Here is an 18746-nt window from a genome sequence, read left to right on the forward strand (position 1 = left end):
GCCCGGCGGCCACGCCGCGCCCGGTCGTCACGTCGCGGCGGACCGCTCGATCTCCCGCGCCTGCGCCCGGAGCTCGCCGAGCACGCGCTGCACGACGAGGCGCTCGGCCCGGTCCGGGCGCAGGAGCGCGTCGATCCGGCGACCGGCCCGGACGCCGGCGAGCGGCACGAGGCGCAGGCGGTCGGGCGCCGTCCCGCTGGTGTAGCGCGGCAGCAGCGAGATCCCGTGGCCCGCGGCGACGAGCGCCTCGACGACGTGGAAGTCGTTGATGCGCTGGACGACCCGCGCCGGCGACCCCGCGAGCACCGCGAGCTCGTCGAGCACCGCGGCCACCGGGAAGCCCTCGCGGACCGCGATCCAGTCCTCCCCCGCGAGGTCGGCGGGCTCGAGCGTGGCCCGCTGCGCGAGCGGGTGGCCCGGCCACAGCGCGACGTCGAGGGGCTCGCGCAGCAGCGGCTCGACGCGGAGGCCCCCTCCCCAGCGGGCCGAGCCGTCCGGCCGGTGCGCGACGACGACGTCGAAGTCCGCGGTGAGCACGCCGAACTCGGCCTGCGCGACGTCCTCGTCGCTGCACTCGAGCGCGATGCCGCCGCCGAGCCGGGCGACCCGCGTGAGGAGCCCGGGCAGGAGCATCTGGGCGGCGCTCTGGAACGCGCTGACGCGCACGGTCCCGCCCGGCTCGGCGCGGTGCGCGTCGACCGCCGCACGGGCCCGCTCGACGGCGACCGCCACGTCGACCGCGGCCGCGGCGAGCGCCGCACCGGCGGGCGTGAGCCGTACCCCGCGCCCGACGCGCTCGAGCAGCACCGCCCCGACCTCGCGCTGGAGCACCCGCACCTGCTGGGACACCGCCGACGGCGTGACGTGCAGCGCGGCCGCCGCGGCGGTGACGCCCCCGTGGTCGTGCACCGCGCGCAACGTCTCCAGCAGCCGGGCGTCCATGTAGCCACGCTACAGAGTCGACGGCGGACTTTTCGATGGTGCTGCGACACCGCGGGGACGGACGATCGACCCATGCCGCCCCGCGACCGTCTCCTCGCCGCCGTCGTCGCCCTCACCTGGGGCCTCAACTTCACGGCGATCCACCTCTCGCTCGAGCACTTCCCGCCGTTCTTCCTCGCGTCGCTGCGGTTCGCGGTGCTCGCGGTGCCGGCCCTCCTGCTCGTACCGCGCCCGGACGTCCCGTGGCGCTGGATCCTGGGCTACGGGCTGGGGTTCGGCATCCTGCAGTTCGCGTTCCTGTACCTCGCGATGGACGCCGGGATGCCGACGGGGCTCGCCTCGCTCGTGCTCCAGTCCTCCGCACCGTTCACCGTCGTGCTCGGCGCGGTCTGGCTGCGCGAGCGGCTCAGCGCCCGGCAGGGCCTCGGCATCGCGCTGGCCGTCCTGGGCCTCGCCGGCATCGCCGTGCACCGGGCCGAGCTGGGCGGCTCCGCGACGCTCCTGCCCGTCCTCCTGACGCTCTGCGGGGGCCTGGGGTGGGCGTTCGGCAACATCTGCAACCGCCAGGCGCGCAGCGGCTCCCCGCTCGGGCTCCTGATGTGGATGTCGGTGATCCCGCCGCTGCCGATGCTCGCCCTCGCGCTGGTCGTCGACGGGCCCGCCGCGATCGGCACGTCGCTCACGACGCTCGGCAGCCGCACGGGCCTGCTGGCGCTCGCCGGGCTCGCCTACACGGTGCTCGTCGCGACCGTGCTGGGCACGGGCCTGTGGACCGCGCTCATGTCGCGGCACCCGTCGAGCACCGTCGCGCCGTTCTCGATGCTCGTGCCCGTCGTCGGTGTCGCGGCCTCGTGGCTGCTGCTCGGCGAGCCGACGCCGGTCGTCGAGCTCGCGCTCGGGACGCTCGTCGTCGGCGGGGTCCTGCTCGGCAGCTCACGCCCTCGGCGCCGCGCCGCGCTCGCGGGGGCTGCGACGACCGCCGGTCCCGCCGGCGCACCGTCACCGGACGAGGGCACCGGCGACGCCCCGGCCGCGGTCGGTGCGGTCCGGACGGCGGCGGACGCCGCCGTCCGCTAGGCCCGCCCGGCCGACGCCGAGGCCGCCGATACGGGGCCCGCACAGCAGCGCGGGCGGCGATGCCGGGACCTGGGCGGGCGCCGTCGCGGCGCTGCGGCCCGTCAGCTCCCGGGCGTCGGGCGCCGGACGCGGGTGACCGGGATGGCGCCCGTCGCGAGCTCGGCGCTCACGGGCGGCGGTGGCGCGGCGGCCGCCTCGCTCTCGGTGAGCTCCGGGGCACGGTGGTCGTCGAGCTGGGCGAGACCGTCGATCGTGGCGGCCAGCACGTCCGTCGGGATGCGTACACGCAGGCGCACCCGGTTGACGCCCTCGCGCTGTGGGAGCGGTGCGGGTCCTTCCGGTGCGGCCCCGTGACCCGGCAGCGCTCTCACGCGCTCGACCGGGCGGGTCGGGGGGCGGTGCGTCTTCGTCACGAAGCGGGACGGTACAGACATTCCGACCGCGATGCGACCCCCCGCCCGCCGGAGCGCCCGGTCGGCGCGCACCGTGTCCCGCGCCCGGGTGACCCGGCGTCCACGACGGCGGCGGGCGTTACGGGAGGGACGGGCGCGCGACGACGAGGGCCGTCGCGACCGCCGCGACGCCCTCGCCCCGCCCCGTGAGCCCGAGCCCGTCCGCCGTCGTCGCCGAGACGCTCACCGGCGCCCCCGCGGCCGCACTGAGCGCCTCGACGGCCTCGGCGCGGCGCGGGCCCAGCCGCGGGCGGTTGCCGATCACCTGGACCGCGACGTTCCCCACCTCGAAGCCCGCGGCCCGGACGCGCCGCGCGGCCTCCGCGAGCAGCACCGTGCCCGCCGCGCCCTTCCACTGCGGCTCGGCGGTGCCGAAGTTCGAGCCGAGGTCGCCGATCCCGGCGGCGGACAGGAGCGCGTCGGCCGCGGCGTGCGCGGCCACGTCGGCGTCCGAGTGCCCCTCGAGCGGGCGCTCGCCCGGCCAGGCGAGCCCGGCGAGGTGCAGCACCGCGCGCTCGTCCGGCTCGGCGGCGTAGGCGTGGACGTCGACGCCGATCCCCGTGCGCGGCAGCGCGAGCGGGGCGGGGTCGGGGGTGTCGGTGGTGTCGGTCATCGGGCCGGCCTCCTGGGCGGTCGGGGCGTCGTGCGCGGCGCCGCGTGCGGCGAGGACGAGCTCGGCGAGCGCGAGGTCCCGTGCCGTCGTGACCTTGAACGCGTCGTCGTGCCCCGCGACGACGTGCACGGGCAGCCCGAGGCGCTCGACGAGGCCCGCGTCGTCGGTCGCGGCGCTCGCCTCGTCGTCGGCGACGGCCCGCGCCTCGCCGTGCGCGCGGTCGAGGGTCGCCCGGTCGAAGCCCTGCGGGGTCTGGACGGCGCGCAGGTCGGCGCGCGGCACGGTCCCCGCCGCGGAGCCGTCGCCGCGCACGCGCGTGAGCGTGTCGGTCACGGGGACCGCGGGGACGACGGCCGGGTGCCCGGACCGGACCGCGGCGACGACCCGGTCGACCGTCTCGGCAGGGACGAGCGCGCGCGCCGCGTCGTGCACCAGGACGATCGTGGCGTCCGCCGGGACCACGGCCAGCCCTGCGGCGACCGAGGCCTGGCGCGTCGGGCCCCCCTGGACGACCCGGACCGGGACGCCGAGGCGGGCACCGTCGAGCAGGGCCGCGAACTCGTCGAGCAGGGCCGCCGGCGCGGTCACGACGAGGGCACTGACCGCGAGCGGCATCCCTCGGTGAGCCGTCCCCGCGCCGGGCGGCTCCTCGAGCGAGGGCTCCACGTCAGGCGCGCTCGCACGAGCCGACCCCGCGGCACCGGGGACGGCGACACCGTCGGGCGCTCCTTCGCTCAGCGAGCGTCCGGCCGCGGACGACGCGACGCCGCCCGCGGCCAGGAGGCTGCGGGCGGCGTGGACGACGAGCGGCGTCCCCCCGACGGGGACCAGCGCCTTGGGCAGGGTGTGCCCGAGGCGGGTCCCGCTGCCGGCGGCGGTGAGCACCGCCACGACCCGGTCCCGACGTGGACCCGAGCCGCTGTCGTCGCCGGAGGCGCGCGGTGCTGCGGCGGCGTTCCCGGTCACGGGGCGTCGAGGGAGGTCGTCGGAGGACGCGTTACGAGGCGAGGACCTCGTCGAGGATGGCCTCGGCCTTCTCCTCCTCGGTGTGCTCGGCGAGTGCGAGCTCCGAGACGAGGATCTGACGGGCCTTGGCGAGCATCCGCTTCTCGCCGGCCGAGAGCCCGCGGTCCGCGTCGCGGCGCGAGAGGTCGCGCACGACCTCGGCCACCTTGATCACGTCACCCGAGGCGAGCTTCTCGAGGTTGGCCTTGTAGCGGCGCGACCAGTTGGTCGGCTCCTCGGTGTACGGCGCACGCAGCACCTCGAAGACGCGGTCCAGACCCTCCTGGCCGACCACGTCACGCACACCCACGAGGTCCACGTTCTCCGCCGGGACCTCGATCGTCAGATCACCCTGGGCGACCTTGAGCTTGAGGTAGATCTTGTCCTCGCCGCGGATGGTCCTGGTCTTGATCTCTTCGATCAACGCTGCACCGTGGTGCGGGTAGACAACCGTCTCCCCAACAGTGAAAGTCATCTGCAGGTGTCCCCTTTCGCGGATGCCCATTCTATCACGCTATTGTTCGCCCCCTTTCGCCCGCCTGCGGCCGTCCGGCCCGTTTGCGCAGGTCACACGAGCGCCTCCGCAGGCGCCCCGGAGGGCGGCCCAGGGGCCCCGGATCCGGCGACGCCGACTAGGCTGTGGACCTGCGGTCCGTGCGGTGCGCGGACCCGTCACCAGCACACGACAGCACCACACCGCACCCGCGCACGCCGCACCGTCAGCCCCACGTCCGATCCGTCAGCACCCGCAGGCCACCGCGACGCCGGCACCCGCCGGCTGCGAGGTCGCCCGCGTCCCCGTACCTCCGAGTTCCCGCCGGCACCCGCCAGCACCTGCCAGCACCTGCCGGCCCACGCCGGCACCCGTTCCGCCCCGAGGAGTCACCGTGGCCCGCGTCCGCCCGTCCCTGCACCTGCGCCTCTCGGCGACCGTCGCCGTCGCGCTCGTCGGCGCCGCGCTCGCCGGCTGCTCGGCGACGAACCCGATCACCACCCAGGAGCCCTACGCGGCGTCCGACGGCGTGCGGGTCACGCTCGGCGACCTCACGGCCGAGAACCTGCTGGTCCTGACGTCCGGCGCCGGCGAGCCGGCCAGCCTCCAGGGCGCTCTCTCGAGCGACGCCGCCGAGGCGGTCGAGGTCACCTTCGCGCTCGAGGACGGCACCGAGGTGGGCGCGGTCGAGGTCGGCGCGGGCGACGGGGTGCTGCTCGGCGGCACCGACGGGGAGCAGCTGCACTTCACGTCCGCCGACGTCCCGGGCGCGACGACCGACGTGACGATCACGACCGCCGCGGGCGGCTCGGAGACGATCGCGGTCCCCGTGCTGGACGGCACCCTGCCCGAGTACGCGGACCTGGTCCCCACCGCGCTGCCGACCCCGACCACGAGCCCGTCCGCGCCGACCGGTGTGGACCCGACGCTCGAGCCGACGCCGACGCCGACCGCGGGCTGACCGCCGCACCCCTGCACAGCAGGACGGCCCCCCGGGAGTCCCGGGGGGCCGTCGTGCTGTGCGGGGCCATCGAGGGCTCCCCGGGGGGCGTGCCGTGCCCGGCCCGTCGGCCGGGCCGGACGGCTCAGGCGAGCGACCCGATCGCGTCGAGCACGTCCGCCCGCACCGACGAGGGCAGCGGCGCGTAGCCGATGTCGACGAGGCTCTGCTGGACCGCGGGCGACGCCAGGTGCCGCAGGAACGCCCGGACGGCCGCGGTGGTCGGGGCGTCGAGCCCGGTCGAGCAGACGACCTCGTAGGTCACGAGCACGATCGGGTACGCGCCGGGCTCGCGCGTCGCGTGGTCGAGCCTCAGCGTGAGGTCGTCGCCCTCGCCGGTGCGCTCGGCGGTCGCGACGGTCGCGGCGGCGCTCTGCGTCGTGAGCTCGACCGGTCCCGAGCCGTTGTCGATCTTCGCGACGCCGAGGCGGTTCTCCTTCGCGTAGGACCACTCGACGTACGTCAGGCTCCCGGGGGTCGTCGCGACCGCCTCGGCGACGCCGGCCGACTTCTCGCGGCCCTCCCCCACGTCCTCGACGGGCCAGGTCTTCGCGGGCGCGTCCGTCCACACGTCGCCCGCCGCGGCGGCCAGGTAGCGCGTGACGTTCTCCGTGGTGCCCGACTCGTCGGCCCGGAACAGGACCGCGATCTCCTCGGCCGGCAGCAGCTCGCCGGGGTTGAGCGCGGCGATCGCCGGGTCGTCCCAGGACGTGATCTCGCCGCGGAAGACGCGGGCGAGGGTCGGCGCGTCGAGCACGAGCTGGCTGACCGTGTCCAGGTTGTACGCGATCGCGACGGGACCGGTGACCATCGGCAGGTTCCACGCCGGTGCCCCGGCGCAGCGTGCCGTCGCCGCGTCCACCTCGCCCTTGGCCGGGTTGAGCGCGGAGTCGGTGCCCGCGAACGCGACCTCCCCGGCCGTGAACCGGGTGATGCCCGCACCGGAACCGCTCGCGTCGTAGCGCACGACGACGTCGGGGCACACCGTCGAGAACGTGATGATCGCCTGCTCGACGGCGTTGCGCTGCGCCGACGAGCCCGCGGCCTCGATGGTGCCCGCGCCGCACTCCGCCGCGGCCTCCGCGGACGCCGTGGCCGACGGGGACGCACCCACCGGCTCGTCCCCCCCGGAGGCCGGCTGCGAGGCGCAGCCCGCCAGGAGCCCGAGGCTGAGTGCGAGGCCGACCGGGCCGACGATCCGTGCGAGCTGGCGTAGCGCCACGTGAGGTTCCTCCCCTGCGGACGTCGCCCCCGGTGCACCGGGCCGGGTGGCGGCGGAGCGGCGGGGACGCGGACATGACGGCACCAGGACCGGGCACGGGTACCTGGCCCTGGTGCGGCGGCCGGAGCCGCGCGGTCGGCCTGCCGAGGCGGACGCCCCGGCCGACCGGCCGGTGGATCAGCCGAAGCGGCCCGAGATGTAGTCCTCGGTGGCCTGCTCGCGCGGCGACGAGAACATGGTCGCGGTCTGGTCGACCTCGATGAGCTTGCCCGGAGCCCCGGTGCCCGCGATGTTGAAGAACGCCGTCCGGTCGGAGACGCGCGCGGCCTGCTGCATGTTGTGGGTCACGATCACGATCGTGAAGTCGTTCTTGAGCTCGGAGATGAGGTCCTCGATCGCGAGCGTCGAGATCGGGTCGAGCGCCGAGCACGGCTCGTCCATCAGGAGCACCTGCGGGCGCACGGCGATCGCGCGCGCGATGCACAGGCGCTGCTGCTGGCCGCCCGAGAGGCCGGCACCGGGCTTGTCGAGCCGGTCCTTGACCTCCTTCCAGAGGTTCGCGCCCTGCAGCGCGTTCTCGACCGTGTCCTGCAGCTCGCTCTTCTTCTTCACGCCGTTGAGGCGCAGGCCCGCGGCCACGTTGTCGAAGATCGACATCGTCGGGAACGGGTTGGGGCGCTGGAACACCATGCCGATCGTGCGGCGGACCGCGACCGGGTCGACGTTCTTGTCGTACAGGTCGGCGCCGTCGAGCAGCACCTCGCCGTCGACGCGCCCGATCGGGAGCACCTCGTGCATGCGGTTGAGCGTCCGCAGGAACGTCGACTTGCCGCAGCCCGACGGGCCGATGAAGGCGGTCACGGAGCGGGCGTCGATCCCCATCGTGACCCCCTCGACCGCGCGGAAGTCCCCGTAGTAGACGTTCAGGTCCTTGACGTCGATGCGCTTGGCCACGGCCCTCAGCGCTCCTCTCGTGGCTGTGCGGTGGGGGTGACGGGTGCGGGGGCCGCGGTCATGACTTGACCTTGCTGAAGTGGCCGATCGCGCGGCCCGCGATGTTCAGGGCCATCACGATGAGGATCAGCGTGAGCGCCGCACCCCACGTGCGCTGCACCGCGGCGTCGAGGAACTCGGTGCGGTCCTGGTTGATCATCGTGGGCAGCGACGCCATGTTGCCGCTGAACAGGTCCATGTTGATGGACTTGGTGTACGGCCCGAGGATCAGCAGCGGTGCGGTCTCGCCCATGACGCGCGCGAGCCCGAGCAGGACGCCGGTGATGATCCCGGAGAACGCCGTCGGGAGCACGATCTTCACGATGGTCTTCCACTTCGGGACGCCGAGCGCGTAGCTGGCCTCCCGCAGCTCGTTGGGGACGAGCTTGAGCATCTCCTCGGTCGACCGGACGATCGTCGGGACCATGAGCAGCACGAGGGACAGGCTCACGGCGAAGCCGACGCGGGAGAACCCGAACGTCGAGATCCACAGCGCGTAGACGGTCAGCGCGGCGACGATCGACGGGATGCCCGTGAGGATGTCGACCATGAAGCTCACGGCCCGCGCGACACGGCCGCGGCCGTACTCGACGAGGTAGATCGCGGTGAAGATGCCGAGCGGGACCGAGATCGCGGCGGTCACGGCGGCCTGCAGGATCGTGCCGGCCATCGCGTGGTACGCGCCGCCGCCGAAGTCGCGCACGGTGATCCCACGCTGCGAGTTCGTCCACCACGTCGACTCCATGAGCATGTGGTAGCCCTGCGAGACGACGGTCCAGAGGATCCAGACCAGCGGGATCACGGCGACCAGGAACGCGAGGTGCATGACGACCGTCGCGATGCGGTCCTTGACGCGGCGCGACCCGGAGCCGCCGCCGTTCAGGCTGCGCAGCTCGTCGCCCGGCGAGGCGTCGCCCGGGTCCGCTGCGGCGAGGCTCGGGGTCAGGGACGTGGCGCTCACTCGGTGAACCCCTTCCGGCGGTCGATGATGACCCGGGCGATCGCGTTGACCGCGAACGTCAGGAGGAACAGCACGAGCCCCGCGGCGATGTACGCGCCGGTCTTCGACGGGGAGTCGAACTCGGAGGCCGCGTTCGCGATCTTCGAGGCGAACGTCTCGCCGCCGAAGAACAGCGACCAGCTGAAGGCGCCCGTCGTGGTCGACAGGATGATCGTGACCGCGATGGTCTCGCCGAGCGCCCGCCCGAGCCCGAGCATCGCGGCGGAGACGACACCGGGCCGGCCGAACGGGAGCACCGCGGTGCGGATCATCTCCCAGCGCGTCGCACCGAGCGCGAGCGCCGCCTCCATGTGCCCGACGGGCGTCTGCCGGAAGACCTCGCGCGAGAGCGCGGTGATGATCGGCAGGATCATGATCGAGAGCACGATCGACGCGAGGAAGATCGTGCCGGCCTGGACGGCCGTGGGTGCGAAGAGCGGGAACCAGCCGAACGCGCTCTTGAGCGCGTCCTGGAACGGCTGCACGTACGGCATGAGCACCCGCGCGCCCCAGAGGCCGAAGACGATCGACGGCACCGCGGCGAGCAGGTCTACGAGGTACGCGAACGGCTTGGCGACGCGGGCCGGCGCGTAGTGCGTGAGGTAGAGCGCGACGCCCATGGCGATCGGCACGGCGATCGCCATCGCGACGACCGACGAGATGATCGTGACCCAGAGCAGCGGCGCGATGCCGAAGCGCAGGTTGTCCGGGTCGGCGACGCTCCACTCGCGCGACGTCAGGAAGCTCGCGCCGTTCGCGGCCAGGGAGGGCCACGCCTTGCTGATGAGGTAGACCCCGACGATCACGACGAGCGCGACGACGACGGCGCTCGACCCCCCGGCGAGCATCTTGAAGGCGCGGTCGGGCCCGCGCGAGAGACCCTGCTTCAGGCCCTCGGGGCCCGGCGGCGCGCCGGGAACGCGCGGCGTGCTGGTGGTCGTGGCCATCGGCGTCCTTCAGTCGGTGCTGGGCGGTGCTGGGGTGTGCGTCGGGCTCTGCGGCGGTGCGCCCCGAGTCGTGCGTGCCGCCGTCCCGGCCCTCCCTCGTGGGGTGGACCGGGACGACGACGACCCGTCCGGTGCTGCCGGGCCGGGTGCGGCCCCGCAGCGCGTGGAGGTCAGGTCAGGCGATGGCCTCGATCGCGGCCAGGACGTCGGTCTGCACGTCCTCCGGCAGCGGCGCGTAGCCGATCTCGACGAGGCCCTCCTGGACCTCGGGCGAGGCGAAGTGCGTGAGGAACGCCTTGACGCCGGCCGTGGCGGCCTCGTCGAGGCCCGCCGAGCACACGATCTCGTACGTCACGAGGACGATCGGGTAGGCGCCCTCCTCCTGCGTCGCGTAGTCGAGCTTGAGGGCGAGGTCGTTGCCCTCGCCGACGCGCTCGGCCGTGGCGACCGAGGTCGCGACCGTCTCGGCCGTGAGCTCGATGGCGCCGGAGCCGTTGTCGATCTGCGCGATGCCGAGGTCGTTGTCCTTGGCGTACGACCACTCGACGTAGGTGATCCCGCCGGCCGTCGTCGCGACGCCCTCGGAGACCCCGGCCGACTTCTCGCGGCCCTCACCGACACCGGAGGACGGCCACGACTTGCCGGCCTCGTCGGTCCACACGCCACCCGAGGCGGCGTTGAGGTACTTCGTGAAGTTGTCGGTCGTGCCCGACTCGTCCGAGCGGAAGAACACGTGGATGTCCTCGGCCGGGAGCGTCGCGCCCTCGTTGAGCGCCGCGATCGCCGCGTCGTCCCAGGTCGTGATCTCGCCGCGGAAGATCTTGGCCGTCGTGGCCGCGTCGAGCACGAGCTCGTCGACGCCCTCGAGGTTGTAGGCCACCGCGATCGGGCCGGTCACCATCGGGATGTTCCACGCCGGGCCGGCCTCGCAGCGCGCCTCGGCGGCCTCGACCTCACCCTTGTCGGCGTTGAGCGCCGAGTCCGAGCCCGCGAACTCGACCTGGCCGGCCGTGAACTGCGTGATGCCGGCACCGGAACCCGTCGGGTTGTAGTTCACGGTGATGTCGGGGCAGACCTCCTCGAACGAGGCGATGGCCTGCTCGATCGCGTTCTTCTGCGCGGACGACCCCTCGGCGTTGAGCGTTCCGCCCTCGCCGCAGTCGATGTCGCTGCCCCCCGCGGTCACAGCGGCGGAGTCCGCCGTCCCCTCGCCACCGGCGTTGTTGTCGGACCCGCAGGCCGCGAGCGCCAGAGACGAGACGAGCACGACACCGACCAGACCGGTCTGTCGTGCGAGCTGCCGAACCTTCACGGGAATCCCTCTCCTGATGCTTCGTCGTAGACCCACCGGACCCCGGGGGCCTCGGTGCGCCACAGACGCTAAGGAGAGGAAGTGACCGCGTGGCCCGCCGGAGATGAACCCCCGGTGAACGGTGGTCGACGGTTACCGGCCAGGCCTTGCGGCGCGGAGCGTCAGGACGCTTCGTCCGTGTCGGCGATCTTGTACCCGAGGCCGCGCACGGTCTGCAGCATCGTCGGGTTGGCCGGGTCGTCCTCGATCTTGGCGCGCACGCGCTTGACGTGCACGTCGAGCGTCTTGGTGTCCCCGACGTAGTCGGAGCCCCAGATGCGGTCGATGAGCTGGCCGCGGGTGAGCACGCGGCCCGCGTTGCGCAGCAGCAGCTCGAGGAGCTCGAACTCCTTGAGGGGGAACGCGACGAGCGCGCCGCGCACGTGCACGGTGTGCCGCTCGACGTCGAGGCGGACCGGGCCCACCTCGAGCGTCCCGTCGTCGAGGTCGTCCTCGGCCGTGGGGCTCGGGGCGGCCGGCGCCCCGCGGCGGCGCAGCACCGCGCGGACGCGCGCGAGCAGCTCGCGGAACGAGTACGGCTTGGTGACGTAGTCGTCGGCGCCGATCTCCAGCCCGACGACCTTGTCGATCTCGCCGTCCTTCGCGGTCAGCATGATGACCGGGACGTCGCTCGTGCGGCGCAGCTCGCGGCACACCTCGGTGCCGGAGAGGCCCGGCAGCATGAGGTCGAGCAGGACGAGGTCGGCGCCGCCGTCGGCGAAGCGCTCGAGCGCCTCCGGGCCCGTCGCGGCCGTCACCACCTCGAAGCCCTCGCGCTCGAGCTGGTACGTGAGCGGGTCGCGGTAGGACTCCTCGTCCTCGACCAGCAGGATCCGGGTCACCGGGCGGCTCCTTCGTGCGCGGGGTCGTCCCCGCCTGTGGCGGGTGCGGGGGGCGTGGTGCGCGGGGTCGCGCGGTCCGTGGTCGCGCGGTCCGGCACGGCCGCGGCCTGGGCGGGCGCCGGCGTCGGCAGCGTGCCGATCGTGCGGGCGGCGGGCGGCGCGGCGAGCAGCTGGTCCGGCACGGCTCCCACGGGCAGGCGCAGCGTGAACGTCGAGCCCTTGCCGGGGCGCGACCACACGGTGACCTCGCCGCCGTGGTCGGCCGCGACGTGCTTGACGATGCTCAGGCCGAGCCCGGTGCCGCCCGTGTCGCGGGAGCGTGCCGGGTCGACGCGGTAGAACCGCTCGAACACGCGGTCCTGCTCGTCGGACGCGATGCCGATGCCCTGGTCGACGACGGCGACCTCGACGAGCCCCTCGACCGCCCGCACCCCGATGCCGACGTGCGCCCCGTCCGGTGAGTAGGCGACGGCGTTGTCGAGCAGGTTGCGCACCGCGGTCACGAGCAGCGCGTGGTCGCCGTACACGGTCAGGCCGCGCTCGCCGCCGACGTCGAGCCGGATCTGCTTGGCGCTCGCCGCGGTGCGGGCCCGGTCGACGGACTCCTCGATGACGGCGTCGACGTCGACGACCGCGATGTCCTGCAGCGCGCCCGCGACCTGCAGCCGGGACAGCTCGATGATCTCGTGGACGAGCGCCGAGAGCCGTGCGGCCTCCCCGCGCATCCGCCCGGCGAAGCGGCGGACCGCCTCCGGGTCGTTCGCGGCGTCCTGCACCGTCTCGGCGAGCAGCGACAGCGCCCCGACCGGGGTCTTCAGCTCGTGCGAGACGTTGACGACGAAGTCGCGCCGGATCGCCTCGAGGCGCCGGGCCTGGGTGCGGTCCTCCGCGAGCACGAGCAGGTGGCGAGGGCCGACCTGCGCGACGCGGACCTGGAGCATGAGGGTGCCGGGCCCGACGGGACCGCGCGGCAGCTCGAGCTCCTCGTCGCGGATCACGCCCGAGCGGCGCACGTCAGCGATCAGGTCCCGGATCGCGGCGTGCACGACCTGCCCCTCGCGCACCACGCCGAGCGCGTACGCGGGCGGGCTCGCCCGCACCACGCGGTCGTCGTCGTCGAGCACGACGGCCGCCGAGCGCAGCACCGCGAGCACGCGCACCAGACCCTCGTCGAGCTCGCGCTCGGGCTGCGCGGGCACGCTGTACTGCGCACGCTCGCTCCACCGGAACGCCGCCACGGCGACGACCCCGACGACGAGACCGAGCAGGCCGGCGACGACCGCCACGATTCCACCAGGACCATCCACGTCAGCCAGCGTACGGTCGCCTCGAGGCGCCCCCGGACGAGCACCGGCCGGGCGGACCGATGGCCTCCCGATGTTCACCTCGGGGCGGGGATCCGTTCACCTCCGGGTGCGAACGTGACGGTCGCGCGCACCAGCACGCAGAGAGTAGGGACCATGCGGCAGATCTTCGAGGCCGAGCTGACACAGCTCGGCGACGACCTCGCGGCGATGAGCCGCCTGGTCGAGCACGCCATCACCAACGCGGGGATCGCGCTGCTCACGGCAGACCTCCAGCTCGCGGAGACCGTCATCGCGGACGACGTCGCGATCGACGCGATCGAGCGGGACCTCGACGAGCGCTGCGTGCTGCTCCTCGCGCAGCAGCAGCCCGTCGCGACGGACCTGCGCGTCGTCGTCTCGGCGCTGCGCATGAGCGCGACGCTCGAGCGCATGGGGGACCTGGCCCGGCACATCGCGCAGGTCGCGCGCCGCAGCTACCCGCGCGTCGCCGTCCCGAACTCGCTCTCGGGGACGTTCACCGAGATGCACGAGGCCGCGGCGCGTGTCGCGAAGCGGACCACCGACGTGCTGACGACGCGTGACCTCGAGGTCGCGCAGAGCATCGAGCGCGACGACGACCTGCTCGACTCGCTGCACGCCGACACCTTCACCGCGCTGCTCGGCGTCGGCTGGAACGGCAACCCGCAGGAGACGGTCGACGTCACGCTGCTCGGGCGCTACTACGAGCGCTTCGGCGACCACGGGGTCTCGGTCGCCCGCCGCGTGACGTACCTCGTCACGGGGACGTTCGAGGACACGCGCGCCGCACGGTAGACGGCTCGACCCCGCTCGACCCCCCGGGGTCGGGCCCCGTCACGAGGCGCTGGGGGGCGCCGGCGAGGCTCACGACCCCGGGTACGACGAACGCCGCGGAGCACCGGACGGTGCACCGCGGCGTTCGTCGTGCTCCGCCGCCGCTCGGGCCGCCCTGCCCCGCCCGGCGACGGGCACCGGGCGGGGCTGGCGGGTGGGCGGGCGGGCGGGAGCGGCGGGCCGTGCGGGCCGGGCCTACTTGCCCTGGTTCGCCACCGCGGCGATGGCCGCCGCCGCCGCGTCCGGGTCGAGGTACTCGCCGCCGCGCGTCACGGGCTTGAGGGTGTCCTCGTCGAGCTCGTAGCGCAGCGGGATGCCGGTGGGGATGTTGATGCCGGCGATCGTCGCGTCGTCGACGTCGTCGAGGTACTTCACGATCGCGCGGATCGAGTTGCCGTGCGCCGCCACGAGCACCGTCTTGCCCTGCTGCAGGTCGGGGACGATGTCGCTGTGCCAGTACGGCAGCGAGCGGTCGAGGACCTGCGCGAGGGCCTCGGCGCGCGGGATGGGCTCGCCGGCGTAGCGCGCGTCGGCGTCCTGCGAGAACTCCGAGCCGAGCTCGATGTCCGGCGGCGGCACGTCGTACGAGCGGCGCCAGAGCATGAACTGCTCGTCGCCGTACTCGTCGCGGATCTGCTTCTTGTCCTTGCCCTGGAGCGCGCCGTAGTGGCGCTCGTTGAGGCGCCAGCTGCGCTTCACGGGGATCCAGTGGCGGTCGGCGGCGTCGAGCGCGAGGTTCGCGGTGGTGATCGCGCGGCGCAGGAGCGACGTGTGCACGACGTCGGGCAGCACGCCCGCGTCCGTCAGCAGCGTCCCGCCGCGCTTGGCCTCCTCGACCCCCTTCGCGGAGAGCTGGACGTCGACCCAGCCGGTGAAGAGGTTCTTGGCGTTCCACTCGCTCTCGCCGTGGCGGAGCAGCACGAGGGTGTAGGTCATGGGTTCATCCTGCCGCACCCGCGCGGGAGCGCACCGGGGACGTTCGGCCCGTGAGCAGCGTCAGGAGCGGCGGCGCGCGGCCGCGAGCGCGTAGACCTTGAGCACCTGCTCGGCGGCGCCGTCCCACCCGAAGCGCTCGGCGTGGCGCCGCGCACCGAGCCCGAGCGTCGCGCGCACCGCGTCGTCGGCGAGGACCTCCTCGATCGCGTCGGCCCAGACCGCGGGGTCGTGCCCGTGCACGAGCCGGCCCGACACCCGGTCGGTCACGACCGAGCGCAGCCCGCCCACCGCGGACGCCAGGACGGGCGTGCCCGACGCCTGCGCCTCGACCGCGACGAGCCCGAACGACTCGCTGCGCGACGGCATCGCGACGACGTCGGCGGCCCGGTACCAGCGCGCGAGCTCGGCGCGCGGCACGGGCGGCCGGAACAGGACGTGGTCGGTGAGACCGGTCGTCGCGGCGAGGGCCTCGAGCTCGCGGACCGCCGTCGGGCGACCGCTCGGGCCGCCCAGCACGACGAGCAGCGGGACGCCGCGGCCGTCCCCGGCGCGCTGCGCGAGCACGCCGAGCGCGCGGACGAGCACGTCGGGCGCCTTGAGGGGCTGGACGCGGCCGGCGAACAGCACGACCCGCCGGTCGAGCGGGAGCCCCAGCGCGCGGCGGGCCTCGGCGCGGCCGTCGGGGCCGCCCGGCGCGAACAGCTCGAGGTCCACGCCCGGGGCCACGACGTGCACGCGCTCGGGGTCCGCGTCGTAGAGCGCCACGAGGTCGTCGCTCTCCTCCGCGGTGCTCGCGACGAGCGCGTCGGCCTCCGCCACGACCTGCTCCTCGCCGATGATCCGGCCCGTCGGCTCTGCGGTGTCGCCCGGCGCGAGCGACGCGTTCTTGACGCGCGCCATGGTGTGCATCGTGTGGACCAGCGGGACCTCCCACCGGTCCGCGGCGAGCCAGCCGACCTGGCCCGAGAGCCAGTAGTGCGAGTGCACGACGTCGTACCAGCCCGGCCGGCGCGCGGCCTCCGAGCGCAGCACCCCGGCCGTCATCGCGCAGAGCTGGCCGGGCAGGTCGTTCTTGTCGAGCCCCTCGAACGGCCCCGCGGGCACGTGGTGGACGAGCACCGGGGGAACGACGCCGGGCTCGACGTGCTCGGCGAGCAGCACGCGCCGGGAGTCCTCCCGGGAGAGGGTGTCGCCGCGCGCGTCGGTCCCGGGCAGCACGACCGTCTCGGGCAGGGCCGACGACGTGGCGCGCGTGAAGATCTCGACGCGCGCACCCCGGCGCGCGAGCGCCCGCGACAGCTCCGAGACGTAGACGTTCATGCCGCCCGCGTCGCCCGTGCCGGGCTGATCGAGCGGGGACGTGTGCACCGAGAGCATCGCGACGCGCGGCAGCTCGGTGGTCACGGGCGCTCCAGGGTCGGGTCGGGCGGTCTCAGGGATCGGGTCACCGGGTTCGGGCCTGTTCCCAGCGTGCACCCGCACCACGGCGGGGGCCCGTCGTGCGTCCATTGTCTCGCGTCTCGGACGCCCGGTCGTCGCCGCGGGCAACCGGGTGCGCAGGATCGTCCGCGCCGGGGCGGAGCGCCGCCGAGGGGGACGGCCGGACCCGAGGGCACCCCGGCGAGCGCCTGCGTCTCGCGGTCGACGGCAGCCCGGGGACGTCAGCGGACGGGCACCACGCACGCGGGCGCGGGCAGCGGGAGGACCCCCGCCGGGACCTCGGCACCCGGCGCGAACGTGACCAGGGCGCCGGTGACCTGCTCCGCGACGACCGTCCAGCCGTCGACGACCGCATGGTGCCGCGGCCAGTCGCCCGCGCCGAGGGGGACGTCCCGGACGTGCGTCAGCAGGCCGTCGGCGCCGACCGCGAGCTCGGCGAGCACGCCGGCCGCGCGCACGCCGACGAGCAGCCGGTCGCCGTCGAGCGTCACGTGCGAGGGCAGGACGCGCGGGGCGACGCCCGTCACGTCGTCGACCGGCGCAGCCGTGCGGCCCGCGGGCAGGACCTGCACCGGCTCGCCCGACGCCGTCGCCGCGTCCCACGCGAGCACGTGCACCGTGACGTCGAGCTCGCCCACGACGTACGCGTGGCGCCCGTCGCCGGAGAAGACGAGGTGGCGCGGGCCCGTGCCCGGTGGGAAGGTCGCCGCGACGCCGTCCTCCGCGAGGCGGCCGTCGGCCTCGACGCGGAAGCGCCGGAGCTCGTCGGTCCCCAGGTCGCACACGAGCACGTGCGCGGCACCGGGCGCGAGCGCGACGAAGTGGGCGTGCGGCGACTCCTGACGGCTCGCGTCGGGCCCGCTGCCCTCGTGCCCGAGCACCTGCACCGGCCCGCCGGACGCGAGCACCTCGGGCACGAACGCGCCGTCCGCGTCGAGCGGCAGCACCGCGAGCGTGCCCGACGAGTAGGTGGCGACGTACAGGGTCCGCGCGTCCGGGCTCAGCAGGAGGTGGCAGGGGTCCGCGCCGCCCGACGCGACCGTCGCGAGCGGCTCGAGCCGCACCCGCCCGGCGCTGTCGGCCGGGCGCACGCTGCTGGACGCGGCACCGTGCGCTGCCTGACCGTCGGTCTCGCCGCCCGCAAGGGCGTCGCCCGAGCCGTCGTCGGCCCCTGCGCCGCGCACCGCGAACGCCGTGACCGTCCCCTCGGACTGCTCCCCCACCGCGTAGAGCACGCGCCCCGACGGGTGCGCGGCCACGAACGACGGCGCAGGCGTCGCGACGACCTGCCGGGCGTCGCGGAGGCCGCCCGTGGCGAGGTCGAGCGTCACGCGCCAGACGCCCTCGCCGAGGCCCGCGGGGGTGCCCGCCCCCGCGGCCGGGTAGGTGCCGACCCACAGGTCGCGCGACTCCGCGGTCGGGGCGGGCGCCGGCGTGGAGCCGGTCGACGGGGTGGTCGTGGGGAAGGTGCGCGGCTGCTCGGTCACGGGAGCCGAGCGTAGGCGGTGCGCCGGGCTCGGGCCGGGTGCGTCCGGCGGGCACCCCCGGGGACCGGTGGGCGCCCACCACGGGCCAGGGGCGCGCGGCGTCGACACGGGTCCGGGTGCGCGCGGCGTCGACACGGGTCGGGGGTACGCGCGGAGTCGCGAGGCCCGGGTCGGGGTGCGCGCGGTGTCGCGAGGCCCGGGTCAGGGCGCGCGCAGCGCCGCGAGCCGCTGGAGCCGGTACCTCGTCGTGCGCTGGAGCAGGACGGGGTACACGTGGAAGGGCACCGCGAGCGCGGCGGACCACACCGCCACCGCCGGGCGCCCGAGCACGAGGCCGACGGCGGCGAGCAGCGCCGTGAGCCCGAGCAGCAGCAGGTGCGCGCCCTCCGACCGGCGCGTCCCGGTCTCGAGGGCGTCGAGCGTCGCGCGCGTGCCGTCGAACCCCCGACCGGAGTCGACCGACCGGTTCCAGCCCACGGCGCCGAGCGCGCGCCGGAACGCCTCGACGCCGCACCGGCGGTACCAGCGGAGCTCCGCGCGCCGCACCGGCGTCCAGCGCCGCGGCAGCCGGCGCTCGGGCTCGCGCAGGACCACGGCCGCCCAGCACAGGCCCGTCCACTGCGCGCCCCACGCGAGCACGCCCGCGTCGACGACCCCCCACGCGAGCGCGAGCAGGGCGAGCACCGCGGCCGTCACGGCGACGTCGACGACCGCACGCGATCGACGACGCGGCCGTCGACGGGTTCGCGGTCGCGATCGACGAGTACCAGGCGGTCGTCCCGCGCCT

18 protein-coding genes are annotated in these 18746 nt (G+C 75.0%); 3 read left to right on the plus strand and 15 right to left on the minus strand.

The annotated features are described in order from the left end of the window. Positions 1-27 precede the first annotated feature (27 nt). Positions 28-942, minus strand: coding sequence for a LysR family transcriptional regulator (locus tag AB6N24_RS18880; protein WP_412870923.1), 915 nt, complete (start codon positions 940-942; stop codon positions 28-30). Between the two features lie 72 nt (positions 943-1014). Between AB6N24_RS18880 and AB6N24_RS18885 the strand changes: the two genes are divergently transcribed. Further along, positions 1015-2019: an EamA family transporter gene (locus AB6N24_RS18885; RefSeq protein ID WP_412870924.1), complete on the plus strand. Its 1005-nt coding sequence runs from the start codon at positions 1015-1017 to the stop codon at positions 2017-2019. Positions 2020-2120: 101 nt separating this feature from the next. Here AB6N24_RS18885 and AB6N24_RS18890 read toward each other — a convergent pair whose 3' ends face one another. The 3 genes from AB6N24_RS18890 to AB6N24_RS18900 form a co-directional block, all read right to left on the minus strand. Next, on the minus strand, positions 2121-2432 hold the full coding sequence (locus AB6N24_RS18890; RefSeq protein ID WP_412870925.1) for a hypothetical protein: 312 nt from the start codon (positions 2430-2432) through the stop codon (positions 2121-2123). Between the two features lie 118 nt (positions 2433-2550). Continuing rightward, a complete protein-coding gene (gene ispF, locus AB6N24_RS18895; protein WP_412870926.1) occupies positions 2551-3975 on the minus strand; it encodes a 2-C-methyl-D-erythritol 2,4-cyclodiphosphate synthase in 1425 nt (474 codons plus the stop codon). 106 nt (positions 3976-4081) lie between these two features. After that, positions 4082-4564 (minus strand): CarD family transcriptional regulator, encoded by a 483-nt coding sequence (locus tag AB6N24_RS18900; RefSeq protein ID WP_013769765.1) that lies wholly within the window; start codon positions 4562-4564, stop codon positions 4082-4084. A 412-nt stretch (positions 4565-4976) separates the two neighbouring features. Here AB6N24_RS18900 and AB6N24_RS18905 point away from each other — a divergent pair, with 412 nt between their 5' ends. Beyond that, entirely contained in the window at positions 4977-5543 is a 567-nt protein-coding gene (locus tag AB6N24_RS18905; protein ID WP_412870927.1) for a hypothetical protein, read from the plus strand. 124 nt (positions 5544-5667) lie between these two features. Here AB6N24_RS18905 and pstS (AB6N24_RS18910) read toward each other — a convergent pair whose 3' ends face one another. The 7 genes from pstS (AB6N24_RS18910) to AB6N24_RS18940 all read right to left on the minus strand — a co-directional run bounded on the left by pstS (AB6N24_RS18910) (position 5668) and on the right by AB6N24_RS18940 (position 13244). Further along, the gene (pstS, locus tag AB6N24_RS18910; protein WP_412870928.1) at positions 5668-6804 is read right to left on the minus strand and encodes a phosphate ABC transporter substrate-binding protein PstS; all 1137 of its coding nucleotides are present in this window, start codon (positions 6802-6804) and stop codon (positions 5668-5670) included. Positions 6805-6981: 177 nt separating this feature from the next. Further along, a complete protein-coding gene (gene pstB, locus AB6N24_RS18915; protein ID WP_258724290.1) occupies positions 6982-7758 on the minus strand; it encodes a phosphate ABC transporter ATP-binding protein PstB in 777 nt (258 codons plus the stop codon). 58 nt (positions 7759-7816) lie between these two features. Continuing rightward, a complete protein-coding gene (gene pstA, locus AB6N24_RS18920; protein WP_412870929.1) occupies positions 7817-8758 on the minus strand; it encodes a phosphate ABC transporter permease PstA in 942 nt (313 codons plus the stop codon). Continuing rightward, on the minus strand, positions 8755-9744 hold the full coding sequence (pstC, locus tag AB6N24_RS18925) for a phosphate ABC transporter permease subunit PstC (RefSeq protein WP_412870930.1): 990 nt from the start codon (positions 9742-9744) through the stop codon (positions 8755-8757). The genes pstA and pstC overlap by 4 nt, the downstream gene beginning before the upstream one ends. 175 nt (positions 9745-9919) lie before the next feature. Then, positions 9920-11056, minus strand: a complete 1137-nt coding sequence (gene pstS / locus AB6N24_RS18930; protein ID WP_412870931.1) for a phosphate ABC transporter substrate-binding protein PstS — start codon at positions 11054-11056, stop codon at positions 9920-9922. 161 nt (positions 11057-11217) lie between these two features. Continuing rightward, entirely contained in the window at positions 11218-11937 is a 720-nt protein-coding gene (locus AB6N24_RS18935; RefSeq protein WP_412870932.1) for a response regulator, read from the minus strand. Then, the gene (locus AB6N24_RS18940) at positions 11934-13244 is read right to left on the minus strand and encodes a sensor histidine kinase (protein WP_412870933.1); all 1311 of its coding nucleotides are present in this window, start codon (positions 13242-13244) and stop codon (positions 11934-11936) included. Before AB6N24_RS18940 ends, AB6N24_RS18935 begins: the two co-directional genes overlap by 4 nt. Positions 13245-13397: 153 nt before the next feature. Between AB6N24_RS18940 and phoU the strand changes: the two genes are divergently transcribed. Continuing rightward, on the plus strand, positions 13398-14057 hold the full coding sequence (gene phoU, locus AB6N24_RS18945; RefSeq protein ID WP_412870934.1) for a phosphate signaling complex protein PhoU: 660 nt from the start codon (positions 13398-13400) through the stop codon (positions 14055-14057). Positions 14058-14291: 234 nt separating this feature from the next. On the opposite strand, the gene AB6N24_RS18950 is transcribed toward phoU, so the two are convergent. From AB6N24_RS18950 to AB6N24_RS18965, 4 genes are all read right to left on the minus strand, one after another. After that, entirely contained in the window at positions 14292-15032 is a 741-nt protein-coding gene (locus AB6N24_RS18950) for a phosphoglyceromutase (protein WP_412870935.1), read from the minus strand. A 60-nt stretch (positions 15033-15092) separates the two neighbouring features. Continuing rightward, complete coding sequence (gene mshA / locus AB6N24_RS18955; protein WP_412870938.1) at positions 15093-16409, minus strand: D-inositol-3-phosphate glycosyltransferase; 1317 nt, start codon at positions 16407-16409, stop codon at positions 15093-15095. 284 nt (positions 16410-16693) lie between these two features. After that, a complete protein-coding gene (locus AB6N24_RS18960; RefSeq protein ID WP_412870936.1) occupies positions 16694-17959 on the minus strand; it encodes a lactonase family protein in 1266 nt (421 codons plus the stop codon). A 201-nt stretch (positions 17960-18160) separates the two neighbouring features. Continuing rightward, positions 18161-18655: a glycosyl-4,4'-diaponeurosporenoate acyltransferase CrtO family protein gene (locus AB6N24_RS18965; RefSeq protein ID WP_412870937.1), complete on the minus strand. Its 495-nt coding sequence runs from the start codon at positions 18653-18655 to the stop codon at positions 18161-18163. Between the last annotated feature and the right edge of the window lie 91 nt (positions 18656-18746).

The organism is Cellulomonas jepli (genome assembly GCF_047229345.1).
Classification (GTDB): domain Bacteria; phylum Actinomycetota; class Actinomycetes; order Actinomycetales; family Cellulomonadaceae; genus Cellulomonas_A.